At 65.7% G+C, this 18,610-nt stretch carries 18 protein-coding genes and 1 riboswitch; of the genes, 6 read left to right on the forward strand and 12 right to left on the reverse strand.

What is annotated here, in order from left to right; all coding sequences use genetic code 11:
- Nucleotides 1-3: 3 nt before the first annotated feature.
- A complete protein-coding gene (locus tag AC097O_RS02630; protein WP_479591332.1) occupies nt 4-777 on the reverse strand; it encodes a cobalt-precorrin-6A reductase in 774 nt (257 codons plus the stop codon).
- Between AC097O_RS02630 and cbiE the strand changes: the two genes are divergently transcribed.
- The 6 genes from cbiE (at nt 752) to AC097O_RS02660 (ending at nt 6,147) form a co-directional block, all read left to right on the forward strand.
- Nucleotides 752-1,933, forward strand: coding sequence for a precorrin-6y C5,15-methyltransferase (decarboxylating) subunit CbiE (gene cbiE / locus AC097O_RS02635; protein WP_479591333.1), 1,182 nt, complete (start codon nt 752-754; stop codon nt 1,931-1,933). The genes AC097O_RS02630 and cbiE overlap by 26 nt on opposite strands.
- Before the next feature lie 35 nt (nt 1,934-1,968).
- On the forward strand, nt 1,969-2,397 hold the full coding sequence (locus tag AC097O_RS02640) for a cobalamin biosynthesis protein (protein WP_479591334.1): 429 nt from the start codon (nt 1,969-1,971) through the stop codon (nt 2,395-2,397).
- Nucleotides 2,394-3,179, forward strand: coding sequence for a precorrin-4 C(11)-methyltransferase (gene cobM / locus AC097O_RS02645; RefSeq protein ID WP_479591335.1), 786 nt, complete (start codon nt 2,394-2,396; stop codon nt 3,177-3,179). Before AC097O_RS02640 ends, cobM begins: the two co-directional genes overlap by 4 nt.
- A complete protein-coding gene (gene cobF / locus AC097O_RS02650; RefSeq protein ID WP_479591336.1) occupies nt 3,176-3,937 on the forward strand; it encodes a precorrin-6A synthase (deacetylating) in 762 nt (253 codons plus the stop codon). The genes cobM and cobF overlap by 4 nt, the downstream gene beginning before the upstream one ends.
- 540 nt (nt 3,938-4,477) lie before the next feature.
- The gene (locus AC097O_RS02655) at nt 4,478-5,626 is read left to right on the forward strand and encodes an AAA family ATPase (RefSeq protein ID WP_479591337.1); all 1,149 of its coding nucleotides are present in this window, start codon (nt 4,478-4,480) and stop codon (nt 5,624-5,626) included.
- A complete protein-coding gene (locus tag AC097O_RS02660) occupies nt 5,623-6,147 on the forward strand; it encodes a hypothetical protein (protein WP_479591338.1) in 525 nt (174 codons plus the stop codon). The genes AC097O_RS02655 and AC097O_RS02660 overlap by 4 nt, the downstream gene beginning before the upstream one ends.
- A 508-nt stretch (nt 6,148-6,655) precedes the next feature.
- Here AC097O_RS02660 and AC097O_RS02665 read toward each other — a convergent pair.
- The 11 genes from AC097O_RS02665 to AC097O_RS02715 all read right to left on the reverse strand — a co-directional run bounded on the left by AC097O_RS02665 (nt 6,656) and on the right by AC097O_RS02715 (nt 17,715).
- The gene (locus tag AC097O_RS02665; RefSeq protein ID WP_479591339.1) at nt 6,656-6,985 is read right to left on the reverse strand and encodes a CcdB family protein; all 330 of its coding nucleotides are present in this window, start codon (nt 6,983-6,985) and stop codon (nt 6,656-6,658) included.
- Nucleotides 6,985-7,236 carry a type II toxin-antitoxin system CcdA family antitoxin gene (locus AC097O_RS02670; RefSeq protein WP_479591340.1) on the reverse strand — a complete coding sequence of 84 codons (252 nt, stop codon included), beginning with the start codon at nt 7,234-7,236 and terminating at the stop codon, nt 6,985-6,987. Before AC097O_RS02670 ends, AC097O_RS02665 begins: the two co-directional genes overlap by 1 nt.
- Before the next feature lie 173 nt (nt 7,237-7,409).
- Entirely contained in the window at nt 7,410-8,222 is an 813-nt protein-coding gene (locus AC097O_RS02675) for a CbtA family protein (protein WP_479591341.1), read from the reverse strand.
- A 9-nt stretch (nt 8,223-8,231) separates the two neighbouring features.
- Complete coding sequence (locus AC097O_RS02680; protein WP_479591342.1) at nt 8,232-8,417, reverse strand: CbtB domain-containing protein; 186 nt, start codon at nt 8,415-8,417, stop codon at nt 8,232-8,234.
- 66 nt (nt 8,418-8,483) lie between these two features.
- Nucleotides 8,484-8,873, reverse strand: coding sequence for a DUF1636 family protein (locus AC097O_RS02685; RefSeq protein ID WP_479591343.1), 390 nt, complete (start codon nt 8,871-8,873; stop codon nt 8,484-8,486).
- 160 nt (nt 8,874-9,033) lie between these two features.
- Complete coding sequence (locus tag AC097O_RS02690) at nt 9,034-9,645, reverse strand: vWA domain-containing protein (protein WP_479591344.1); 612 nt, start codon at nt 9,643-9,645, stop codon at nt 9,034-9,036.
- A 59-nt stretch (nt 9,646-9,704) separates the two neighbouring features.
- Nucleotides 9,705-10,721, reverse strand: a complete 1,017-nt coding sequence (locus AC097O_RS02695; RefSeq protein WP_479591345.1) for a magnesium chelatase ATPase subunit I — start codon at nt 10,719-10,721, stop codon at nt 9,705-9,707.
- A gap of 2 nt (nt 10,722-10,723) precedes the next feature.
- The gene (gene cobN, locus AC097O_RS02700; RefSeq protein WP_479591346.1) at nt 10,724-14,470 is read right to left on the reverse strand and encodes a cobaltochelatase subunit CobN; all 3,747 of its coding nucleotides are present in this window, start codon (nt 14,468-14,470) and stop codon (nt 10,724-10,726) included.
- 310 nt (nt 14,471-14,780) lie between these two features.
- Nucleotides 14,781-15,827: a cobalamin biosynthesis protein CobW gene (gene cobW / locus AC097O_RS02705; RefSeq protein WP_479591347.1), complete on the reverse strand. Its 1,047-nt coding sequence runs from the start codon at nt 15,825-15,827 to the stop codon at nt 14,781-14,783.
- Nucleotides 15,828-15,838: 11 nt separating this feature from the next.
- Nucleotides 15,839-16,408, reverse strand: coding sequence for a cob(I)yrinic acid a,c-diamide adenosyltransferase (gene cobO / locus AC097O_RS02710; RefSeq protein WP_295959063.1), 570 nt, complete (start codon nt 16,406-16,408; stop codon nt 15,839-15,841).
- Nucleotides 16,409-16,425: 17 nt separating this feature from the next.
- Entirely contained in the window at nt 16,426-17,715 is a 1,290-nt protein-coding gene (locus AC097O_RS02715) for a cobyrinate a,c-diamide synthase (protein WP_479591348.1), read from the reverse strand.
- A gap of 200 nt (nt 17,716-17,915) precedes the next feature.
- A riboswitch (cobalamin riboswitch) is annotated at nt 17,916-18,156 on the reverse strand.
- Between the last annotated feature and the right edge of the window lie 454 nt (nt 18,157-18,610).

Raw genomic sequence — 18,610 nt, forward strand, 5'->3', positions numbered from 1 at the left:
TTTCTAGCTGCTCACGCCATGGATACGGCGCAGGACCTCGTTTACGCTATGAACCACCGTGCGCGTAGGAATGAAGGGCCGGGCTATCAGAATCACCGGCACGCCCAGCTCCCGCGCCGCCGTCAGCTTGGCCTGCGCGCCTGCGCCACCCGAGTTTTTGGACACCACATGGGTGATGCCGTGCGCCTGCAGCAGGGCCAGGTCGCCCTCCAGGGTGAAGGGGCCCCGGTCCAGCACCACCTGGCCGCGCTCGGCGGGCAAGTCCAGTACCGGGTCTACCAGCCGCAGCAAATACCAATGCTGCGCAAACGCCAAAAACGGTGCCAGGTGCTGGCAGCCAATAGCCAGGAACACGCGGGCGGGCTCGGTGGGCAGGGCCTGCACAGCAGCAGCCATATCCGGCACGTATTGCCACACATCACCACTCTGGGCCTGCCACGCGGGCCGCTCCAGCGCCAGCAGGGGCACGCCCGCCGCCGCACAGGCCAGCACGGCGTGGCTGCTCATCTGCGCGGCAAACGGGTGGGTGGCATCGACTACCTGGGTGATGCGCTCGGCCTGCAGAAAGGCCTGCAAACCCGCCACCCCGCCAAAGCCCCCCACGCGGGTGGGCAGCGGCTGGGCGATGGGCGCGCTGGTACGGCCTGCGTACGAAAAAATACCGTCCACGCCCGCCTGCGCCAAGGCCTGGGCCAGGCGGCTGGCTTCCGTGGTGCCGCCCAAAACGAGGACCCGTGGAAGGAGGTGCTGAATGGCTGAACCCTGGCTATCAATCATAGGTATCGGAGAAGATGGTCTGCATGGCCTGGGCGATGGTAGCCGCTCGGCCCTGGCGCGCGCGCAGCACGTCTTTGGCGGCGCGCGGCACCTGGCGCTGGCCGGTGTGGGCAGCCGGGGCCTGGAGTGGCCGCTGCCGTTTGACATCGCCCCGGTGCTGGCCCTGCGCGGCCAGCCGGTGGCCGTGTTGGCCTCGGGCGACCCGTTCTGGTTTGGTGCGGGTGGCAGCCTGGCAAGCCATTTGGCACCCGGCGAATGGCAGGCTTTTCCGGCACCCTCGACCTTCTCGCTGGCCGCATCGCGCCTGGCCTGGCGGCTGGAAACCGTGCACTGCCTGGCCCTGCACGCCGCGCCCTTTGCCCGTAGCCGCCCGGCATTGCACCACGGCGCGCAACTGCTGTGCCTGCTGCGCGATGGCCCGGCGGTGCGCGACTTTGCGCAGTGGCTGACCCAGCAAGGCTTGGGTGCGTCCCCCGTCTGGGTGCTGGAAGCCCTGGGCGGCCCGCGCGAACGCATACGCCAGTGCGTGGCCAGCACACTGGACTTTGCAGACATCCAAAGCCCTGTTGCGGTCGCTGTACAGGTATCGGGCCCTCTGGGCTTACCGCACACACCCGGCCTGCCCGACGACGGCTTTGCCCACGACGGCCAAATCACCAAATCACCCATCCGCGCCCTCACCCTCAGCGCCCTGGCACCCCGCCCCGGCGAACACCTGTGGGACCTGGGCGCAGGGTCGGGCTCGGTGTCGGTGGAGTGGTGCCTGGCGGGCGGCACGTCCAGCGCGGTGGAGCAGCACGCCGAGCGGGTAGTGAACATCCGCGCCAACGCCGCATCCTTTGGGCTAGACCACCGCCTGGGAGTGCACTTTGGTGCCACACACGACCTGCTGGCTGAGTTGCCTTCGCCCCACGCCATCTTTGTCGGCGGTGGTTTTGATGCAGCCTTGTTCGGCAGCTTGCAGTCCGCAGCCCCCGCAGGCTGCCGACTGGTGGTGAACGCGGTAACGCTGGAAACCGAATCCGCCCTGCTGCAATTGCACGCCCAGCATGGCGGCACGCTCCTGCGCATCGAGCTGGCCCAGGCCGCCCCCCTGGGCCGCATGCGCGGCTGGCAGCCCAGCCGCACGGTGGTGCAGTGGAGCGTGGTGCTGTGAGCGTGGCGGGCCTGGGCTTTCGCGCCGGGAGCAGCGTGGCATCTCTGCGTGCAGCACTGGATGCCGCACTGCAAGCCCCCACCCCAACCCTCCCCCGGAGGGGGAGGGAGCAAGACCTGAACCCCGCATTACCCCCTCCCCCTCCGGGGGAGGGCCGGGGTGGGGGCCGGTATGCCCGCCTCACCGCCCTGGCCACTGCCGCCGACAAGGCCAACCACCCAGCACTGCTGCAACTCGCCACTGAGCTGCAACTGCCCATCATCCCCATCCACCTGCCGCTGCTCGCAGCCCAAGCCGCCACGCCCAGCGCCCACGTGCCCTCCCGATACGGCGCGCACAGCGTGGCCGAAGCGGCGGCGCTGGCCGCTGTAGGCCCGGCGGCCGTGCTGCGGGTTGGCCGCTGCGTCAGCCCCGACCGCCTGGCAACAGCCGCCATTGCCTCAACTGAAAAGACCCATTCATGACCGTTCACTTCATCGGCGCAGGCCCTGGCGCACCAGATCTGCTGACCCTGCGAGGCCGCGACCGGATTGCCGCCAGCCCGGTGTGCCTCTACGCGGGCTCGCTGGTGCCCGAAGGCGTGCTGGCCCACTGCCCGCCCGGTGCGCGCATCGTCAACACCGCGTCGCTGTCGCTGGAGCAGATACTGGACGAGATCGGCACCGCGCATGCTGCCGGGCACGACGTGGCGCGCCTGCACTCGGGCGACTTGTCGGTATGGTCGGCCATGGGCGAGCAACTGCGCGGCCTGCGCGCGCTGGGCATTCCGTACACCGTCACGCCCGGCGTGCCCGCGTTTGCGGCAGCAGCGGCCACGCTGGAAGCCGAGCTGACGCTGCCGGGCCTGAGCCAATCGGTGGTGCTCACCCGCACCTCGGGCCGCGCATCGGCCATGCCCAGCACCGAATCCTTGGCGAACTTTGCCGCCACCCAGGCCGTGCTGGCCATCCACCTGTCCGTCCACGTGCTGCCGCGCGTGGTGGCCGAGCTGATCCCCCACTACGGCGCGGACTGCCCCGTGGCCGTGGTCTGGCGCGCCAGCTGGCCTGACGAGCGCGTGGTGCGCGCCACGCTGTCCACCATCGAGGCCGCCGTGGGCGAAGGCATGGAGCGCACGGCGTTGATCTTGGTAGGCCACACCCTGGGCGCAGAAGAGTTCGCCCACAGCCGCCTCTACGCAGGCGACTACGACCGCCGCTACCGCCCACTGGGCACCGCACCCCGCTTCCCGGCAGGCACAGAATGATCGACCTCTGCCTCGTCGGCATAGGCACCGGCAACCCAGACCACGTGACCCGCCAGGGCGTGAAAGCGCTGAACGCCGCCGATTTGATTCTGGTGCCGCGCAAAGGCGCAGGCAAAGCCGATCTGGCCGAACTGCGCCTGCAACTGTGCAGTGCATTGGTAACCAACCCCGCCACCCAGGTCGTGGGCTTCGACATGCCCGTGCGCGATGCCGACGACCCCGACTACCCCAGCGCCGTGCACCGCTGGCACGACGCGATTGCCGAGGTGTGGCTGGCCACCATCCGCGCCCATTTGCCCGCCGGTGGCCGTGTGGCCCTGCTGGTATGGGGCGACCCCTCGCTGTACGACAGCACCCTGCGCATCGCCGAGCGCCTGGCGGTGCACCTGCCGCTGAAAGTGTCTGTGGTCCCCGGCATCACCGCCCTGCAAGCCCTGACCGCTGCGCACGCCATCGCCTTGAACGACATCAACGCCCCCGTCACCATCACCACCGGCAGGCAACTGCGTGACTTTGGGTGGCCGGTGCATGCGGATACGGTGGCGGTGATGCTGGACGGGCACTGTGCGTTTCAGCATCTGCCGCCGGAGGGGATCACGATTTGGTGGGGTGCTTTCCTGGGGATGCCGCAGCAGATTTGCATTGCGGGACCGCTGGCCGAAGTGAGCGCGCGGATTCTGGTGGAACGGCAAACGGCGCGGGCGGCGCATGGGTGGGTGATGGATACTTATTTGATGCGGCGGAACACGCGGGGTTGATCGGCAGCTACGTCTGCAAAGCAGCGGCAGCGGTCTACCGCTTCATCAAACTCGCCGTCGTATAGCAGGCCTTCAACATTCTGAACGATCAGCGGTTAAATGCCCGGGCGTTCCAGCGCTGTGCGCGCTGAAATCAGAGGCTTGAGCAGCAGCAGGTAGTCGTGACGAATTCGGGGGCAGGTGCGCTGCTTGACATGTCAGTGGTGATCGGAAAGTCGTTGTGCGTGCATTCTCAATGGATTCCGAAGCCACAGAACCACGGACATCGCCAGCCTTTTTTTCGTGAGTTGGAAGCTCGCTGGCGGGGTGCATCGTGTCGTGCTCGAATGGCGCGTTCTGCCTGCTAGACTGACCCGCCGATCAGGCGCTCGGGGGAGTGCACTGGGTTTGCGCCTTGCTCGTCCCCGCCAAGGAGTCAGTGCCTGATGTATCCACCATTCAACGTACTCAGACGCGCATGCTCAAACTCGAAGAAATCGCTAAGGACGAGCAAATCACCGGGCTGGTCCCAGATGCCTGAACGCGCAGCAAGGAACAAAGATGCTCAAAGCACTCAAAGTTAGTAATTTCACGGTGTTTGGTAGCGACGTGGAGCTCATATTTTCCCCAGGCTTGAACGTCATCGTTGGCGAGAACGGTGCGGGCAAGACCCATGTGCTCAAACTGGGCTACCTGTTTTCGCGTGCGTGGCCCGATCTCACAGCCCAACGGCTTGCGGTGAACAAGGAGCGTGCGCAGGCGTACTTGGCTGAGCGCCTGGCCGATTTGTTTCAAGTGTCCGATCTTTCGGCCTTGATACGACGTAATGCCAGAGGCGGCGCGGTGCTGCAAGCACAGGTCGATGGTCACATTCCCACCGTGCAGATTCGCATGGCAGATGAGCCTGAGTTCACCTCACCAGGGTTGCCGGAGACCATGCCGTGGAAGGTGCAGATTCAACGAAAGGACCAGTCCGGCCTGCTCAAAGCGACGGTGCTGCCAGACGAAGTGCCAGATGCCGCAGCACGGAATGCTTTTTTGCCGCAACAGGTGCTGGTGCCCAGTAAGGAGATGGTTTCCCTGTTTAAGGGGTTGATTGGACTGTTCGACAAGTACCGTGATTTCCCGTTGGACATCAGCTACCGCGATTTGGCCGTCGCCATGTCCACATTGGAGCCACGCGAAAGACCGCCGTTGATGTCGGATGTGGCTCAGCGCATGCAGAGCCTATTGGGCGGAAACTTGAAGCTGGAAAAGGGAGAGCTGGTCTTCGAGCGCGCTGACGGATCGCAGATGGACATTTCTTTGATGGCAGAGGGCTATCGCAAGCTGGCCATGCTGATTTATCTGCTGCGTTACGGTGTGGTGGAGCGTGGTTCTACTTTGTTCTGGGACGAGCCAGAGGCCAACCTCAACCCTGCCGCGTTGAAGCTGCTGGCTGAGGCCTTGTATGCACTGGGTAACGCTGGGGTTCAGGTGGTTGTGGCCACGCATAGTCTCTTCTTGCTGCGCGAGTTCGAGATTTTGCAGATGAGGTCAGGGCAAGGACATGCCAACCAGCTTGCCAACAAATACTTTGGCCTGGGTCGCCAGAAGAAAGATGGCCCGGTTTCCGTGACCCAAAGTACGGACATCGCCGACATCGAGCCTTTGGTTCTGTTGGACGAGAGCTTGCAGCAGAGCGACAGGTACATGGAGGCGAACCCATGAGTCGGACGGCAGATGTGGATGGCATGCGCCTGACCATGCCGGCGGGGTGGTGGGTGTGGAAGTACGACGACTCCGACTTTCACCAGACTCAGTTCCAGAACTTTGCAGGTGGTGTCAAGGCCATGGATGCTATCGCGCTCGATCCCGCACAGACCTTGTGGCTGATCGAGGTGAAAGACTACCGACAGAACAGGCGGCGAAAACCCAGTTCTGTATTTGCCGAGGTGGCGGATAAGGCACGCGATACCTTGGCAGGTTTGGCGGTTGCGCGCGTCACTGCGATGGTGCAGCTAGAGCGCTCTTTGGCGCAGCAGGCGCTGGGTTCCAGGCAAATTCGCGTGGCGTTGCAATTGGCCCAATCAGCCCATCCCCACCGGCTGTTCCCACAAGTGGTTGAGTCCGCCGATGCGGATATCCAATTGCGCAGAGCGGTCAAGCAAGTGGACGCAAAACCAGTTTGTGCCGTTGGCAGCTTGGGACAGCACAACAGCGTGCTTCCGTGGAATACGGTTGCCATTTGAAATACGCACCTCTCGACCATAAAACCCTGGCGCGAAATCGCTCCCCACAAGGACGTGCTGGAAGGTACCTTCAAGCAAAACGAATTTGCAGCTGACATTTCGCAGGTGCATGCAGGTATCCGATTCACCCGGAGGTGCTTGATCGGCTGTATCAGGACTGGTCCACGCTGGACAAGTTTCAGCGCACGCGGGGGGTGTTGCGGTACATGGCCATCGTCATCCACAGGCTGTGGGACACCGTCACCGTCGAAATCGAGGCGCGCACGCGCGATGGGTTTGAGGCAGGCTTGCAGCGGACCATCAAGGAAAACTGCGGGTGCTGAAATTCCGCTCCGCCAACTTCGAGCAGGAATAGCCTGCTGTTGCTGTTGCTGTTGCTGTTGCTGTTGCTGTTGCTGTCGCTGTTGCTGTTGCTGTTGCTGTTGCTGTTACTGTGGCTGTGGCGGAGGTGCGCAGAGCGGACGTTGGTGAGCTTCTGCTTTCAGCCTTTTGCCGACCACCGATCTAATCACCCCCAAGAACGCGTCAACAGTTCATCCAACGCATCAGCAATAGCCTGCCCATGCTCGGCCAAGGAGGTGACATGCCCCCCAAGCTGGTCCAGCGCCACCGAAACCATGTCCAGCGGATGCAGCACCACCGGCACGCCCTCCACTTCAAACACAGGATTCATGCGGGAGCCCACTGTGGCCGTATTCCCGGGTAGTGCGCTGCGGCGCACCAGCGGCACCACCATGCGCCTGCGGTAGCGGTCAAACAAGGACGACTGGACAAGCACCACAAAAGGTATGGACTCTTTCAGCGCGCCCTTGTTGCGGTGGACATCAAACTGGGCCATTACAGGGTGGAGTGCTCGTCTGCAAATGAACCCACGGTGGCATGCACGGCATTCCAATCCATAGCCACCGCATCCGCCTGCTGCTGGCGCGATAGGCGAGTTTGCTGTTGCTGGACCACATAGGCCGCCAGCAGCTCTTCCATGGTGGCAGAGAGGTTGCTGGTATAGGTCTTGGCCTGTGCGACCAAGCCTTCGTTCAAGGTCAGGTTGACCGCGCGTTTACGAACAGGGGCAGTGGATGTGGCCAGCATGGTGGGTTCCGGGTGTTGAATCTATGCGCATATTATGCGCATAGATTGCAGCAACACATTTGCTACTCTATTCATAGCTTCTCACGCCGATTGAATAAGCGCCAGGGCCGATTTTTCTTAGAAACCCAATTTGGGAATGTTCCAACCCAAACTGGGTATGACAAGCACCCCGCCTACCGAGCCGCGCCTACCGCCCCCGCATCAGCCACGCCCGCACCTTTCAATAAAGCCAACAACCCCGGCTGCACCCAGCGCTGGAACGCCAAGCCGCCCACCAGGCCCATGCTGGCCCAGAACGACAGTGAGATCCAGGTGGTGGCCCAGATGAACTGGGTGCCGAGTTGGCGCAAGGCGGTTTGGGCCTCGGGGCCAAAGCCTGCCAGGGGGTCGGTACTGATGTGCGGCGCGCCCACCACGTAGGGCAATGCCAGCCATGCTGCCGCAGCAGCCCAGCGCAAATGGCTGCGCAAACCGGCGATGGACGCACAGGCCAACGCTGCGCTGCCAGCAGCCAGCAGCCACCAGCCCTGGCGCGAACCCAGGCGGGCTGCGTCCATGCCGGGTATCTCGGCATGCAGCCCCAGCGACGGCCAGAAGTGGAACACCAGCCAACCGGCGGCTGCTGTCCACAGGGCCAGGGGCAGCGCGCGCAGGGATGCGCCGCGCCACAGGCACACACCCATCACCGCAAACACCAGCAGCGCCATGCTGAAGGCGTGCAAGGTATTGGCCACCCAGGTCCAGCCGGTGCGCTCCAGGCCGTTTTCGGGCTCCCATTCGGGGGCCGCGGCGTGGTCATGGGCCGCTGCTTCAGCGTGCACATGGGTGACAGGAGCCACGGGTTCAGGGGCTTGGGCTTTTTGCGATTCAAAGACCTCGGCGGCCAGAATCAGCGGGGCGGCCTGCAGGTGCTGCACACCGGTTTGCACGCTGCCCACCACCACGGCGGTGGCCAGCGCCGCCCAGATCAAGCGTTGAAAAATCATGGTGTGCTTTCAGTGGCAAGGCTTGACGGTGATGTGGCGCACGTCGTGCGCGGCGTTGTGGGCCAGCGGGCTCTCGGCAAAGGCCACGCCGTACAGCACGACCATGCCGAGGGCGGCACCGGCGGCAAGCTGCAACAAGAGGCTGCGCACCGCGCTGGAGGTGCGAGGCAGTTCGGTGGTGGTGGATGGATGCATGGAGGACTCCTTTTAAAAAACAAAAAAACCGTGCGGCCGCGGGATTACGGATGCACTACGGAAAAGCTATGCCAGCGCAGGCAGGCGCGCCAGGATGCCACTGCGCAGCCGCTCGGGCCGCTCCTTGCGCAGCAGGTTGCCGTCGGCACTCAGGGCGTGCAATTGGGCGCAGGCCAAGACTTCGGCGGCGGTCACGTCATCGGCGACCAGATCGCCGAAGTAATAGGTGTACTTGCCCGGTGCCTGCAGCGCCACGGTGCAGGCCCGGGAGCAGCCGCTCATGCAGGCCAGGCCGCGCACGTGGACGCGGGCTTGCTGGGCATCGTCCAGGTCCCAGGCCGCTACCTGCACGGCTTCCAGCAGCGCCTCGCCCGCAGCGGGCATATCGCGCGAGACGCCAGCGGGGCGGCAGGTGGTGCAGATGATCAGCTCGGTGATGGGAGAAGCGTTTGTCATGGCTGGCATACCATCACCCTCTCCCGCGCGGCGGGAGAGGGAGTAAGGCAGGACATCCGGCCCCCACCCCAACCCTCCCCCGGAGGGGGAGGGAGCAAGACAGGACGATTTACTTTGGATGGGGTTGGCATAGGTTGTTTGTCTCAATAGGGTTGAATGGTCACGTCACCCGCCGGTACTCTGCGCCCCAGCGGGCGGCCCAGGCGGCGCAGCGGCCAATAGTGGGGGTGCGGTCGTCAAAATCCATCACCACGGCATGCTCCACGCCGGTGGGTGCGGCGGGCTGCTCCAGGGCGCGGCCATCGGTGAGCAGCCACAGCCAAGCGGGGCCACTACGACCACGCCGATCCGCCTGCGCCAGCAAGGTGTTCGCCACCGCCAGCGCCTGCCGCAGCGGCGTGCCGCCGCCACCGCCGCATTGGCGTACCCGTGCTGCACCGGCGGCCCGGGCCGGACCGGGGGGCAGCACCAGCTCCACACCACTGCCGCCAAAACACAGCAGACCCACGTGGTCGCCAGCCCGCGCCGCCAGCTCGACCAGGCGGACGGCATGGCCTTTGGCCAAAGCCAAGCGGCCACCCTGGCGCATGGAGCCCGAGGTGTCCAGCACGATCAGATGCAGGCGCGGCGCGGCTGCAGCCTGGGGCTGGTAGCGCAGGTGGTCGCGCTGCAGCGCCCGCGGGCCCTTGGCCAGCAGGGTGCGCAGCCAGGCAATCGCGGGGCTGTCGCCCTGCGACTGCACCGCGGGTTTGAGAGAGGGTGGTGTCTGCATGGTGGGGTTGCGCCACCGCACACTGCCCGCCGCTGTGGACGGCTGGCGGATGCGGTGGCTCAGGCTTTTTTTGCGGGCCAGGCTCCTGGGGATAGCACCCGGGTAGTGGGTGTGGGTTGTGGAGGCAGTGCGCCCCAATCGCCTTCAGAGATGGCGTTGGATGGTCGTGTCGCCTCGGGCTTTGGGCCCGCGCTGTCGTTAGCCGATGGCTCCACCGTGCGGCGGTGCGCCAGCGCCAGCTCGGCCACGGCATCCACGTCTTGCAAGGTCACGGCATCGCGGCCCTCCAGGGCGGCCAGGGCGCGGGCAGCGCGCAGCATCACCAGGTCGGCACGCATGCCATCGACACCGGCGGCCAGGGCCAGCGTGGCGGCGTGTTGCAGCACGGCATCTGGCCAGGCCAGGTGAGACAAAGCAGCCTGCGCTGCAACTACGGTGGCCGCCAAGGTCTTCAACGGTGCGGCGTGCGCTGCCATCAGCGCCTGCGGGTCTTCGTCGAAGGCCAGACGGGTGCGCAAAATGTCCAGCCGCTGCTGCGGGTCCAACGGGTTGCCCAGCACGACCGACAGGCCAAAGCGGTCCACCAGCTGGGGCCGCAGTTCGCCTTCTTCGGGGTTCATGGTGCCCACCAGCGCAAAGCGGGCGGCGTGCTGCTGCGAGATACCATCACGTTCCACCGTGTTGACACCGCTGGCGGCGACATCCAGCAGCGCGTCCACCAGCGCGTCGGGCAACAGATTGACCTCGTCCACGTACAGCACGCCGTGGTGGGCGCGCGCCACCAGGCCGGGTGCCAGGCGCAGCTGGCCCGCGCGCAGTGCGTCTTCCACGTTCAACGTGCCCACCAGCTGCTCCAAGCTGGCCGCCAGCGGCAAGGTGACAAACGGCGCATCCGGCAACAGGGCCGCCAGGGCCCGCGCTGCCGTGGACTTGGCCGTGCCGCGTGGGCCGCTGACCAGCACGCCGCCGATGCGCGGGTCAATGGCCACCAGCAGCAAGGCGCGCTGCAGCAGCGGCTGGCCGACCAGCGCGGTGAAGGGGAAGGCCACGCGGGTGGCGGTGTGCACAGAGGTCATGGTCAGGAGGCTTCCAAATGGTTTTCCAGCGCCAACAGGTGGTCTGTTATGCGCTCGCGCTGGTCGCCCGGCTCAGCCCACAGGCCGCGGTCCATGGCTTCGAGCAGGCGCTCGCCGATGCTGCGCAGGGCCCCGGGGTTGTGCTGCTGCAGAAAGTCGCGGGTGGCATCGTCGTGCACATAGGCATCGGCCACCAGCGCGTACTGGTGGTCGCCCACTACGCCGGTGGTGGCGTCAAAGGCAAACAGAAAATCGACCGTGGCGGCGATCTCGAACGCACCCTTGTAGCCGTGGCGCTTGATGCCGTCCAGCCACTTGGGGTTCACCGCGCGGGAGCGCACCACGCGCGCCACTTCCTCGCCCAGCGTGCGGATGCGCGGCGCACCGGGCACGCTGAAGTCGCCGTGGTACAGCGCGGCGGGCGTGCCGCTCAGGTGCTCTACCGCCGCGGCCATGCCACCCATGAACTGGTAGTAGTCACCGGAATCCAGAATGTCGTGCTCGCGGTTGTCCTGGTTGTGCAGCACCGCGTCCAGCCCGGCGATGCGCTGGGCGAACGCCTCGGGCGCGGCCGTGCCGTGCGCGTCCTGCCCATAGGCGAAGGCCCCGGCGCGCAGGTAGGACTCGGCCAACTCGGACCGCTCGGTCCAGTTGCCGCTGGCAAGGCTGGCCTGCAAGCCCGCACCGTAACCGCCGGGCCGGGGGCCGAACACGCGCCAGGTAGCAGCACGCTCATCCGTTTGGACGGCCATCTCGGCCTGGACGCGCACGCGGATGGGGTTGACATCGTCCGGCTCATCTTCAAACGAAATGGCAGCCACGGCGCGCACGGCCGTGTCAAACAGGTCAATCACATTGGGAAATGCATCGCGGAAGAAGCCGGAGACGCGCAGCGTCACGTCCACGCGCGGGCGGCCCAGCACGGTCATGGGCATGACTTCAATGTCCACCACGCGGTTGCTGCCCGGTGCCCACTTGGGCCGCACGCCCAGCAGCGAGAAGGCCTGGGCCACATCCTCGCCGCCGGTGCGCATGGTGCTGGTGCCCCAGACCGACAGGCCCATGGCCGTGGGATAGGCACCATGGTCTTGCAAGTGGCGCTCCACCACCCGGTCTGCGCCCTTGGCACCCATGGCGTAGGCAGTCTGGGTGGGGATGGCGCGCGTGTCCACCGAATAGAAGTTGCGCCCGGTGGGCAGCACATCGGGCCTGCCGCGCGACGGTGCGCCGCTGGGGCCGGGGGGGATGAAGCGCCCGTCCAGCCCGCGCAGCAGCTGGCCGATCTCGTTGGGGCCACAGGCATCCAGACGCGGGGCGAGCGTGGTGTGCAGGCGCTCCAGCACCGGGGCGGTGTGGGGCCACGCCTCTGGCGCAAGCGCTACGCCGTCTTGCACCAGTTGCACGGCCAGAAACTCCAGCCGCTCGCGGGTGTGGCCCGCATGGCGCCAGGGGTCGGTGCTCAGGGCTTGCAAGACCGGCGGGCGTTCGCCGGTCCAGGGTGTGGCCCAGTCGGGGCTGAGGGCATCGAAGTCTTTCAGGCCCAAGTCGTGCGCCAAGGCGACCGTCAGGCTGCCTTGCGCGGCACCCGCACCGCCGGGGTAGCGGGCCAGGGCGACCAGCGTGTCCACCCGCTGGCGGCCGGTGGGCGACTGGCCGAAGATATGCAGGCCATCGCGGATTTGCGATTCCTTGATTTCGCACAGGTAGGCATCCAGGCGGCGCAGCAGGGCTTCGCGCTGCGCGTCGTCGGTAGGAGGGGTGAAGCCCAGCTCGGCGTGCAGGCCGTCTGCCAGCACTTTCTCCAGAATGCTGGCGCGCAGCAGCTTGGCGCGGCGCGGGTCCAGCGAGAGGGCCTCGTAGTACTCGTCCATGCGGCCTTCGAGCTGCTGCAAGGGGCCATAGGTTTCGGCCCGGGTCATGGCGGGCATCAGGTGGTCGATGATGACGGCCTGGGTGCGGCGCTTGGCCTGCGCGCCCTCGCCGGGGTCGTTGACGATGAAGGGATACAGGTGCGGCAGCGGGCCCAGGATGGCATCGGGCCAGCAAGCCGCCCCCAGCGCCACGCTTTTGCCGGGCAGCCATTCCAGGTTGCCGTGCTTGCCCACGTGCACCACCGCATCCACCGCGTAGGCACGGCGCAGCCAGAAGTAGAACGCCAGGTAATTGTGGGTGGGCACCAGATCGGCATCGTGGTAGGTGGCGACCAGATCCAGGTCGCGCCCGCGTGCGGGCTGGTTGCCCACAAACACATTGCCGTAGCGCTGGCCCGACACCATGAAACGGCCAGCGCGCACCAGCGGGTCGTGCTGCGGCAGGCCCCAGAGCGTGTTGATGGCGGCCTGGCTCTCAGCAGGCAGGGCACAGAAGTCGAGCAGGTAGTCGGCCATCGCCAGGCTTTGGCCTGCGGGGCGATCGTCGTTGGCATCCAGCTTGTTGGTGATGCCGCGCACCAGGTCGGCCATCAGCGCGTCACCATGCTGCGGCACATCGCCGGTGGCGTAGCCTGCGGCTTGCAGGGCTTGCAGAATGACGACGGTGGACGCAGGCGTGTCCAGGCCCACGCCATTGGCCAGGCGAGAGTCGTCATTCGGGTAGTTGGCCAGCACCAGGGCCACGCGCTTATCGCTATTTTTCTTATAGCGCAAGCTGCACCAGCGACGGGCGAGGGCAACCACAAAGGCTATGCGTTCTAACTCGGGCTGGTAACGCACCACGTCGATCTCGGCGCGCTCGCAGCGCCAGGCCAGGCCCTTGAAGCTGATAGGCCGGGTGCCGATGCGGCCATCCACCTCGGGCAGCACGATTTGCATGGCCAGGTCGCGCGGGGTGAGGCCGTGCGGGTCGTCTTGCCACTGGGCTAGCGAGCAACCGGCGGTGATGAGCTGCAACACCGGGGCATCGCCTGCCAGTAGCACGGGCTGGGCGGCATCGTCGTTGCCATCCATCGCGCCCACGGCAAAACTGGTGGCGTTGAGCACTATGTCTACCCGGTGCTCTTGTGCCAACGATTGCAGCAGCGCCATGCTGCCGGGGTTTTTAAGCGAGTCCAGCGCCACGGCCAGGGTGTTGAGGCCCTGCCCTTCCAGCGCGGCCAGCATGGCATCGAAGGCCACGGTGTTGCCTGACTGCCAATGCGCTTTGTAGAACACCAGCAAGGCCACGGGGGCCGCCTCGCGCCACGGTGTCTGGCCCATGGCGGGCGTGTAGCGGATGGCGGCGGGCACCACGGCTGCCGGTGCGGGGCGCTCACCCTGGCCGAAGGCGGCGTGGGCAATCAGGTTGAAGAAGTTCTGGGCGTTGTCGCGCCCGCCTTCGCGCAGGCAGCGCCAGAGGTGGGTGCAGTCGTCTTTGGTGGCGGTGCTGCGCAGCAGGAGTTGTGCGTCTTCTACGCACTCGCCCGACACCATCACCAGCCACTGGCCGCGCGCCTGGGCAGACGCGCACACCTGGTCCACGATGTAGGCCCAGTCGCTGGGGCTGCCCAGGTGTTCGATGATGATGGCCTTGGCGTGGCGCAGCACGTCGTCCATGTACATGTCGATAGACGCGGGCTGGCGCAGCCACATCAGGTTGGCCAGGCGCACACGGGGGAAGTCCTCTGGCAGGCTGCTGGCGACTTCGGCCAACAGGGACAGCGTGGTGTCTGCCACGGTAAGCACCACGATATCGCCCGGCGTTTGCTCCACGCGCACCACGCCCAGGCCATCGTCTTCAACATGGCCGCCGGGGCGGGTGGAGAGTAGGTGCATGTTTTAGTTCAGTCAGCAGAAACGGTTGTGGCGCGCCGCAGAGGGCGGTGTGGGTAGCTACGCGGATGTCCCCCGCAGCGGCCTAGGGCCGGCTGCTCCTCCTTTATTCCGCTGCGCCACCCACACCACCCTCTACGGAAACCAGCGTGCGGCTTGCGTAACGGTTGATTCAGTCCAACCGTAATTGGCGCTGGTCGATGGGGTGCTTTGCGCAGCGACATAAAGGAGGAGCCCGCAGGGCGGAGGACAGTCGCGGAGCAGAGTACCCCGTCGGCCTGCGACCACCCCCAACGGCAAAGGCCAGCCCGCATCACCCCAAAGCCGCCTGCAACTCGCCCTGCAACACACCCGCATCCAGGTGGTCCCCAATCACCACCAAGCGCGTTACACGGGCTTCATCGGCGCGCCAGGCCCGGTCGAAATAGCTGTCAAACCGCTGCCCCACGCCCTGCACTACCAGGCGCATCGCAGCCCCCGGCACGGCCACAAAACCTTTGACACGGTAAATCTCGTGGCGCTGCACCAGGGCGGCCAGGGCGGTGAGCAGCTTGGCGCGGTCTTTCACGTCCAGCGCAATCGACACCGAATCGAAGGCATCGTGGTCGTGGTCTTCTTCTGCGTCGTGGTGGGTTTTGCGGGCATCGATCACGTCTTCTACCGCGCGCTCCAGGCCCAGCAACACGTCCATGGGCACGTTACCGTGCGATGCGCGCACCAGCTTCACACCGGCGGGTGCTTCGGCGCGGATGGTGGCTTCTACGGCTTCGAGTGCGGCGGCATCCATGCCGTCTACCTTGTGCACGATCACCAGGTCGGCGGTGGCCAACTGGTCTTCAAACAGTTCGTGCAGGGGGGAGTCGTGGTCGAGGTTGTCGTCGGCGCGGCGCTGGGCATCCACGGCCACCGGGTCTTCGGCGAAGGTGCCTGCGGCCACAGCGGGCGCGTCCACCACGGTGACCACCGCGTCCACGGTGAAAGCGTTGCGCAGCGCGGGCCACTGGAAGGCCTGCACCAGCGGCTTGGGCAGGGCCAGGCCGGAGGTCTCGATCACCAGGTAATCGATCTGTTCGCGGCGGGCGGCCAGTTGCTCCATCACCGGGGCAAATTCTTCCTGCACCGTGCAGCACAGGCAGCCGTTGGCCAGCTCGAACAGCTGGCCGTTTTCGACCCCGTTCTCGTCGCAGCCAATGCCGCAGCCGCGCAGCAATTCACCATCAATGCCCAGTTCGCCGAACTCGTTGACGATGACGGCGATGCGGCGGCCCTGGGCGTTGGTCAGCAGGTTGCGCAAGAGCGTGGTTTTGCCGCTGCCGAGGAAGCCGGTGACGATGGTGGCGGGGATTTTTCGGGTTTGCATTTTGTTTTCTTTCAATCTTCAATGCCACGTTGGGCGGGAACACCGGCTTTGAAGTGGTGCTTGATGAGGGTCATCTCGGTCACGGTATCGGCCAGCTCCACCATTTCGGCGGGTGCGCCACGGCCTGTGAGCACCACGTGCACGTGCGGCGGGCGTTCGCGCAGGCAGGCCAGCACGGGTTCCAGCGCGATCCAGCCGTAGCGCAGCGGGTACATGATCTCGTCCAGCACCACCATGAAGTGTTCGCCCGCGCGCACCGTGGCTTCAGCCTGGGCCCAGCCGGCCTGGGCCAGCTCGGCGGAGTGGTCGAGATCGCGGCTTTTCCAGCTGAAACCGTCGCCCAGCCCGACGATGGGGATGCCTAGCTGCTCAAACAAACGGTGCTCGCCAAAGCGCGCGGTGGGCACCTTCATGAACTGGTAGACCTTGACCGCCTTGCCCCGGCCATGGGCGCGCAGGGCCAGGCCGAATGCAGCCGTGCTTTTGCCCTTGCCGGTGCCGGTGTGCACGATGACCAGGCCGCGCCGTTCGCCCTGGGGCTTGGGGGTGTCGCGCAGCAGCGGTGGGGATTCGATTTCCATGGTGAGGTCTTGGTTAGTCAGGCGGGCGCGAAGAGCTTGGCGACGGCGTTGGGGTTGGACGGAAAGTACAGGTGCATGAACGAGGCGTGGAGCCGCCCGCGGCGGAACACCGGCTCGGCGTGGCTGCGTTCGCGCTGCGGCTCGGTAAAGGCGGTGGCAGGCAGCGGCGTGTCCATGCGTGCATGGTGGAAGCTGTGGCCGCGCAGCCGCCCCTCGGGCAATTGGGCGGCGTGCATGCCGAGGTTGACGAAGCGTTTTTGCAACGTCCCGGTCCCGGGCAGCAAGCCCCACATGGGCACGGGGGTGCCGTCATGGCCCGCCAAGCTGTCCAGCAGCGCCAGCATGCCGCCGCACTCGGCCACGGTGGGCTTGCCCTCCAAATGGTGGGCGTGGATGGCTGCGCGCATGGGCTGGTTGGCGTGCAGGGTGGCGAGGTGCAGCTCGGGGTAGCCGCCGGGCAGGTACAGGCTGTGCGCGTCGGGCAAGCTGGCATCGGCCAGGGGCGAAAAGAACACCAGCTCGGCCCCCAGCGCGCGCAGCGTATCCAGATTGGCGGCGTAAATGAAGGAGAAAGCGGCATCCCGTGCCACTGCGATGCGCACACCGGCCAGCAGCTGGGGCGCGATCTCTGACGGGCTGGGCTCAAACCGCACCGGGCTGGCCATCCCCTCCACGCTAGGCCCGATGGCCTGGGCGGCCAGGGCGATGCGCTCGTCCAGATGCGCCACCTCAGAGGCCTGCACCAGGCCCAGGTGCCGCTCGGGCAGCGCGAATTCGGCAGAGCGCGGCATGGCGCCAAACCAGCGCAGGCCTGTTGGCAGGCTGTCTTGGAGCATCTGCGCATGGCTGGCGCTGCCGACGCGGTTGGCCAGTACTCCGGCAAACTGCAGGCCAGGGCGAAAGGTGGACAGGCCGTGCGCCACGGCACCAAAGGTTTGCGCCATGGCCGAGCCGTCGATCACGGCCAGCACCGGCAGGCCCAGGGCCTGGGCCAGGTCGGCACTGCTGGGCGTGCCGTCGAACAGACCCATCACGCCCTCAACCAGAATCACATCGGCTTGCAGCGCTGCCGTGTGCAGCAGCGCCCGGCAGTGGGCCTCGCCGCCCATCCACAGGTCGAGCTGGTACACGGGGTGGCCGCTGGCGCGCTCCAGAATCGTGGGGTCCAGAAAATCGGGGCCGGTTTTGAACACGCGCACCCGGCGGCCCTGGCTGCGGTGCCAGGCGGCCAGCGCTGCTGTCACCGTGGTTTTGCCCTGGCCGGACGCAGGCGCAGCCACCAGCAACGCATGGCAGGTTTTAGGCATCAAATAGCCCCTCTGTGCTTATGGATTAAGCGTGAGCAGCTATAAATAAAATAGTAAATGGTTGACCCCTGCACGCCCGCCGCGTGGTTGTGGAACGGTGTGACTGGGGATGGGGAAAGGGATCAGTAGGCGGGACGCAAACGGACCTGTACTGGGACAGAGTTGCGCGGGGGCCTGCTGAGATCTTCGCCCGCCGCAAAGTCACGCTAAATCAGCAGGCCGGTCTCCGGGCTCACAGGTGCAGAGTGGAGACTCTGCTGCGGGGCCACCTTCCCATGCACTTGCACAGTGGTGGGGACATACGTCCCGGGCCTCGCTTTGACCTGTTTACCGTTGCGGGGGCAGCGTGGGCATGGCGCAGTAGCAACTACTGCGCTTCACCAACTTCCCGTTTAATCCGCAGCGCGCAAGCTGCAAGACACCTATTGAAGTTTTCAGTGTAGCAGCAGCCGTTTTGCCGAGCCTGGACGATGCCGTCGTTACATATCGTTGCCATAAAACAACAACCAGAAGTAACAAGTGTCGATATTTATTACAAGCTTCGTGACATATTTCCGTTTTCTCCATGCAAATCAACGACATAAGTAACTGGTGCGAAGATTGCTTTACAGGCTGAAATAAGGCGTTCACAAAAATTCACGCAGTGGATGTCGCCTTGAAACAGGGGAGATTTTTGAATGAAAATCATCGACCGGGGCTGCTCCAGCCCCCGCTGCCACGCTAGCCACTCCAGCGGCGCGGCCTGCTCCCTGCCCGCGCAGCGGGTTGCGCCGGTATCGCACGGATGCCCCTGTCCGACGCACCCCATTCCCCTGCCTTCGTAAGCCCCCGGCGCCCAGCCCGGCTGGCCACGCCCCCCGTTTTGCACCCATTGAACTTGTTCCGCCACTTGCTT

The organism is Rhodoferax sp. LS1P39 (assembly GCF_056521425.1).